We start from the raw sequence: 5,821 nt of genomic DNA on the forward strand, positions 1-5,821 counted from the left end.
GGGGGGGGGGGGAAACCAGGGTGAGCAGGAAGGACAGCACCAACAGCACACAGGCCACCACGGGGATGAACCTGGTGCTCCGGATCTCACCGAGGCTTGAGGAACATCCGTGTCGGAGCGTGCGTCAAGCTTTGGCGCCGCTGGTCAGCGATCAGGCAAGGGTGACTCCACCAAGATTCATTTCGCAAGGTTGACCGAGCGGCCGCCTGGCAGGATGCCGGGCACGACGACGGCCGAGGAGCAGGAGAGATACCGCCAGGCTGGCTTCGTTCGGAGCCGAGGCGGACGCCTATGAGCGTGGCCGCCCGCCGTACCCGCCGGAGGCGGTGGCCTGGCTGGTGGCCGAGCACGCACGGACCGTCGTCGATCTCGGCGCAGGCACCGGCAAACTGACCCGTGCGCTGCGGGCCCCGGGTCGGGAAGTCATCGCGGTGGAGCCTTCGGTCGGGATGCGCGCGAAGTTCTCCGAGGTGCTTCCTGACGTGCGGGTTGTGGAAGGGACGGGCGAGTCGATCCCGCTACCGGACTCGAGCGTGGACACTCTGGTGTGCGCTCAGGCCTGGCACTGGGTGGACACGGAGCGGGCGGTCCCAGAAGCCGCCCGGGTGCTGCGCCCGGGTGGGCGGCTGAGTCTGGTGTGGAACTCCCGTGACCTGTCGGTGCCCTGGGTCGCAGAGCTGGACGGGATCCTGCGCGACTGCGCCGGAGCGCCGAGGGAAGACCGACACGTGGATCGCGTGGGCGCGCCGTTCGAGCCCGTCCGGCGGCAGGACTTCCGCTGGAGCCATCCGATGACGACTGGAGAGGTCGTGGACATGGTCGCCTCCCGCAGCTACATGATCACTATGGAGCCCGCGGCACGGGAGGAACTGCTGGGGCGGGTCCGCGCGCTGCTGGACCCGGAGCGTCCGATGGAGATGCCGTATGTGACGGAGTGTTATCGAGCTGAGCTCGGATCGCTTCGACCGTGATGTTGTTGCGGCGCGGGATGTCACGAACGGGATCGCTGTCTCGTCCACCGGGGTGCACGACGACCTCGATCAGGGAGTGGACGATGGACCTCGCGCTGTGGATCGCCGCCGGACTGTTGGCCGCGGTGGCCGTCACCGGCGGCCTCAGCAAGACCTTCGTGCCCAAGCACCGACTGGAGACCATGCCGGGTGCGGGGTGGACCGCGAACGCCCGTGCCGGCTTCGTGAAGACCCTCGGTGTGCTGGAACTGCTGGCCGCGGTGGGGCTGATCCTGCCCGCCGCGGTCGGCGTCGCCCCGGTGCTGGTCCCGGTGACCGCCGTCTGCTGGGTCCTGCTGATGATCGGCGCGATGATCACCCACGGCCGGCTCGGTGAGCCGCGGCTCGCAGCGGTAAACCTGGTTTATCTCGCGGTCGCGGCGTTCATCGCCTGGGGCCGGTTCGGCCCCGCCTCCTTCGGCGCGGTCTGAACAGCGGAAACGGCGCACCCTGGCTGGCCGAGCTCGGGCGCGCTTCTCACTTCCCGGCTGACGGACCGCACGCCCGCGGTCCGTCAGCCGCGGTGGCCGAGTTTCCAGGACTCGCGCACGTGGCAGTCGTGGTTGGCCCACCACTGCAGGTCGACCCGGTCGACGTGGGTGCGGACCGGCAGCAGGTGGCGCAGGTCGCGCGCGACGCTGTCCGGGGTGATGCCCTCGGCCCGCCGGTCCAGGGTCAGGTGCGGTACCGGGTCGGGGAACGTCCCCGCGTACGGCGGGCACTGGGGGAACGCCTCCGCCAGGGCGGCGGTCAGTGCCCGGAACGGGTCTTCCGGCTCCGGGCGCAGGTGGATCAGCCCGTTGGGGAAGGTGTCGACGGTGGCGAGGGTGGCCTCGAACGGTTCGGTGCGCGCCAGGATCGTCGCGACGGTGTCGAGGTCGGTGGGCGACGGCTCCGACAGCCAGGGCCCGAGCAGGGTGATGTGCGCGTGCGCGAACGCCGGGTCGTCGGCGAGGAACGAGGCGTCGTAGTGGGCGGTGCGGGCCCGGACGTAGTCGTCGAGTTCCGGGACTCCCACCACGAGCACCGAGTGCCCCTCGGACCACACGGGTCACCACTCCCCACGAGTTCGTACCGACGGATGGAACGGCGAATCTAGCAAGTCGGCTCCGTCGGACCCGTCCGCGTGCCGCGAGGGCGGGTCCCCGCCCGCCCCGGCTCTCCGCCGGCGCCCCGGTGACCGACCACCCGTGATAAGAGGCATTATCACGGGTGGTCTCAGTCGAATGATTTCGCAGTATCACGCTTCGCGTTACTAGTTTCACGATCGCGTGCGCGAAACATAGATGTGAGATCTCCGGGCGGGAGCGTCGAAACGCTTACGGCGGGGGTGGCGGTGAGCGGCCTGCCCGTGCCGAGAGACCGACGACCGGACCGGTCGCGAACCGACCTGGAGCGTCACCGTGACGAAAAGCCCGCGGGTGGTTGGGTAGGGGTTGCTCCGCGGTGAGGGGCCTGTTCCGGCACCTCTCGGGCCGTCCCGGAGGCCGGTGAGCGGGGATCGCCTGCTACGAGGCCCGACGGGCACGGTGCCCGGCGCGCTCCCGGTGGACGCCGGTTCCGGCGGCGACCACCGGGCGGATCGCGGCCGATCCGACGACGGTCCGGAACTGACACCCTCGATCGATACGCTCGCGATCCGCGCCGGGCGAGGCGGCACGGCGACGGTTCCGCTCGGCTTTTCCGGGTACGGATGGGACGGCACACCACCAAGCGAGGGAGAGGACCATGTCCGACAGCGCATCCGGCGGCGAGCCCACCACGGCCGCACCGCGGCTCGTCACGACCGACCCGGTGAGTACGGCAGTCGTACGCGGCATCGTCCGAACGGCCGAGCTACCGGACTTCTTCGACAGCTCGTTCGGCACGCTTTCCGAGGTGCTCGCCACGCAGGGCGTAGCCATCGTCGGCCCCGCGTTCGCCCTGTATCGTCGGCCGCCCAGCAGCGAGGCGACCGACCTCGAGGTCGGTTTCGCCACCGACCGCCCCGTCCGGGGGGACGGCACGGTCGTGGCGAGCTCCCTACCCGGCGGCCGGACCGCCCGGGTCACCCACGCCGGCGCCTTCGAGGGGCTCGTCGACTCGTGGCGGCGCCTGCGCTCCTGGCTCGAGGAGCAGGACCTGACACCGGGTTCGACGATGTGGGAGGTCTACGTGACGGAGCCGTCGCCGGAGATGGACCCTCGCGACCTGCGCACGGAACTGAACTGGCCGCTGGCTGACTGAGCGCCGCCGGTCCCGGCCGCGCACCCACCCGACCGAACGGACGGCAAGGAGACGACGATGCTCGATACCGGCCTCGCCGACCAGAACGTTCTGGTCACCGGCGGTTCCGCCAACATCGGCGCGGCGATCAGTCGTGCGTTCGCCGCTCAGGGGGCACGCGTAGCGGTTCACTATCTCGCTCGGGAATCTTCCGCTCCCGAAGACACCGAGTGGGAACACGTCACTCCCGCAGCAGGGGAGGCGGACAGACTCGCGGACGAACTCGGCAACGGCTCCTTCGCCGTCAGTGGCGACCTGTCGGAACCGGATGGCGCGACCGGACTGGTGCACGAGGTCGCGAGCCGGGCAGGCTCGATCAACGTGCTGGTCAACAACGCGGCCCACTGTGAGTCACCGGACACCCTCGACACGATCACCCGTGCGTCGTTGGACCGCCACTACCAGGTGAATACCCTCGCTCCTGCGATCCTCACCGCCGAGGTCGCACGGCTGCGCCGTGCTGGCGAGCCGTTGTGCGTCGTGAACATCACGACCGACGCCGCACGGGCGTTCCCGGGCCAGACCGGGTACGGGACGTCCAAGGCCGCGCTCGAAGCGCTCACCCGTTCCACCGCGCTGGACCTGGCGCCGCGCGGTATCCGGGTGAACGCCGTGGCGCCGGGTCCTGTCCAGACCGGGTGGATGGGCGAGGAACTCCTCGCCCGCGTAAGGGAGGTGGTTCCGATGGGTCGGGCCGGCGAGCCGGCCGACGTCGCCGACGCCGTCGTGTACCTGGCCTCCCATCAGGCCCGGTGGATCACCGGACAGATTCTGCAGGTCGCAGGCGGGCACGCACTGTGACCGCGTTCGGAACGCTTCGCGAGGTCCCGGGCCAGTCGTGATCCATCAGCACGGCGACCACCGTCAGCCGAGGGGCCGGAAGTGGTGGGTCTCGCCGTGGGTGAGGTAGTGGAACTCCGCGGTGGTCGACGACGTGGCCGCCGCCTGTTTGACGTCGTCCAGACCGGAGGCGAACACGGAGTAGTCGTTGTAGTGGATGGGCACCGCCTGCCGGGGGGCGACGATCTCCACGGCGCGGACGGCCTGTGCACCGGTCATGGTGACCACGGTGCCCAGCAGGGTGGTCCCGCCGGCGTGCACGAGGGCCAGGTCGATGTCGGGGTAACGCTGGGGGATGTCGTACAGCCGGTCGTGCAGCAGGGTGTCGCCGCTGATGTAGAGCCGGAAGGACCGCTCGCCGTCGCGGCCGAAGTCCAGCATGCTGCCCATGGTGGGTGGCAGCATGCCCGCCACCGGGTCGGGGTCGTGTTTGGCGGGCATGGCGGTGATCCGGACGGTGTTCTCGCCCCGGATCACGTTCTGGGACTGCCAGGTGTCGAGGGCGTGGCCCCGGGTGAAGCCCTGCTCGGACAGCAGTCCCACGGCGTGCCCGGTGGTGATGATCGGGAGGTCCTTGGACAGTTGTGCGGCGGCGACGTCGTCGAAGTGGTCGCCGTGGTGGTGGGAGAGCACGACGAAGTCCAACGGCGGCAGGTCGGCGATCCGGCAGGCGGGTTCGACCTCGCGCCGGGCGTACATGCCGTGTCCGAGGTGCACGTGATCCCCGGCGTGCAGGAACGTCGGGTCGGTCAGGATGGTGAAGCCGCCGTAGCGGATCAGCGTGGTGGCGTTGCCGATGAAGTACACGCTGCCTTCGCTGAGATCGCCGGATCCGGTGTCCGGCAGGGTCAACGGTGCGTCCACGGGGTCTCCCTCGGTGGGGTGTGCGGTCCGTTCCCCGAGGGGACTGCCCCGGCCACGTCGCCGGTAAAACGCCACACGCCCACGGACGTGCCGTCGCCCTCCCCGGCGACGTCCCCGGTGCAGAATCTCTCTGCCGGGGATGTCGAGAATGCGCGTCCGGCTCCGTCCCCCGGGTGAAACGGCCACACTGGGCCGTAGGGACCGAGGAGGACACGATGACCAAGTACCTGCTGCTGAAGCACTACCGGGGCGCGCCCGCGGCGGTGAACGACGTGCCGATGGAGAAGTGGACCCCGGAGGAGGTCACCGACCACGTGCGGTACATGAACGACTTCGCCGCCCGGCTGGAGGCCACCGGCGAGTTCGTCGACGGTCAGGCGCTGGCGCCGGAGGGCACGTTCGTCCGTTACGACGGCGAGGGGCGCCCGCCGGTCACCGACGGCCCGTTCGCCGAGACCAAGGACCTGATCGCGGGCTGGATGGTGATCGACGTCGACAGCTACGAGCGGGCGCTGGAACTGGCCGGTGAGTTGTCGGCGGCCCCGGGCGCCGGTGGGAAGCCGATCCACGAGTGGCTCGAGGTGCGCCCGTTCCTCGGCGCGCCGGAAACCGTCACGGAGTGAGCCCCCGGTGGACGGGACACTGCTGCGCGGCCGCACCCCCACGGTGATCGGGATCCTCGTCCGTCGCGGAGCCGACTTCGCGGCGGCCGAGGACGCCGTGCAGGACGCCCTGGTCGAGGCCCTGCGGGTGTGGCCGCAGGCCGCCCCGGCGGACCCCACGGGGTGGCTGGTCACCGTGGCGTGGCGCAAGTTCCTCGACGCCGCCCGCGCCGACACCGC

8 protein-coding genes are annotated in these 5,821 nt (G+C 70.4%); 6 read left to right on the top strand and 2 right to left on the bottom strand.

Going from position 1 to position 5,821, the window contains the following annotated elements; genetic code table 11:
- Positions 1-338: 338 nt before the first annotated feature.
- Together ACTIR_RS22335 and ACTIR_RS0108220 are read left to right on the top strand one after the other, a co-directional pair.
- The gene (locus tag ACTIR_RS22335; protein ID WP_233345857.1) at positions 339-971 is read left to right on the top strand and encodes a class I SAM-dependent methyltransferase; all 633 of its coding nucleotides are present in this window, start codon (positions 339-341) and stop codon (positions 969-971) included.
- 83 nt (positions 972-1,054) lie between these two features.
- Positions 1,055-1,441 (top strand): DoxX family protein, encoded by a 387-nt coding sequence (locus tag ACTIR_RS0108220; protein WP_026453911.1) that lies wholly within the window; start codon positions 1,055-1,057, stop codon positions 1,439-1,441.
- Positions 1,442-1,524: 83 nt separating this feature from the next.
- Here the strand turns inward: ACTIR_RS0108220 and ACTIR_RS0108225 are convergent, their stop codons facing one another.
- A complete protein-coding gene (locus tag ACTIR_RS0108225; protein ID WP_026453912.1) occupies positions 1,525-2,058 on the bottom strand; it encodes a 2'-5' RNA ligase family protein in 534 nt (177 codons plus the stop codon).
- A 680-nt stretch (positions 2,059-2,738) separates the two neighbouring features.
- On the opposite strand from ACTIR_RS0108225, the gene ACTIR_RS0108230 reads away from it, so the two are divergent.
- Both ACTIR_RS0108230 and ACTIR_RS0108235 read left to right on the top strand, forming a co-directional pair.
- Positions 2,739-3,236 (top strand): GyrI-like domain-containing protein, encoded by a 498-nt coding sequence (locus ACTIR_RS0108230; RefSeq protein WP_026453913.1) that lies wholly within the window; start codon positions 2,739-2,741, stop codon positions 3,234-3,236.
- Between the two features lie 57 nt (positions 3,237-3,293).
- The gene (locus tag ACTIR_RS0108235; protein ID WP_026453914.1) at positions 3,294-4,076 is read left to right on the top strand and encodes an SDR family NAD(P)-dependent oxidoreductase; all 783 of its coding nucleotides are present in this window, start codon (positions 3,294-3,296) and stop codon (positions 4,074-4,076) included.
- Positions 4,077-4,139: 63 nt separating this feature from the next.
- On the opposite strand, the gene ACTIR_RS0108240 is transcribed toward ACTIR_RS0108235, so the two are convergent.
- A complete protein-coding gene (locus ACTIR_RS0108240) occupies positions 4,140-4,979 on the bottom strand; it encodes an MBL fold metallo-hydrolase (RefSeq protein ID WP_026453915.1) in 840 nt (279 codons plus the stop codon).
- Between the two features lie 215 nt (positions 4,980-5,194).
- Here ACTIR_RS0108240 and ACTIR_RS0108245 point away from each other — a divergent pair, with 215 nt between their 5' ends.
- Positions 5,195-5,602 carry a YciI family protein gene (locus ACTIR_RS0108245; protein ID WP_026453916.1) on the top strand — a complete coding sequence of 136 codons (408 nt, stop codon included), beginning with the start codon at positions 5,195-5,197 and terminating at the stop codon, positions 5,600-5,602.
- A gap of 7 nt (positions 5,603-5,609) precedes the next feature.
- Positions 5,610-5,821 (top strand): sigma factor (locus ACTIR_RS22340; protein ID WP_034239013.1); only part of this gene is annotated, 212 nt, incomplete at its 3' end.

The sequence above is a fragment of the Saccharomonospora iraqiensis subsp. iraqiensis genome (assembly GCF_000430445.1).
Taxonomy (GTDB): domain Bacteria; phylum Actinomycetota; class Actinomycetes; order Mycobacteriales; family Pseudonocardiaceae; genus Saccharomonospora; species Saccharomonospora iraqiensis.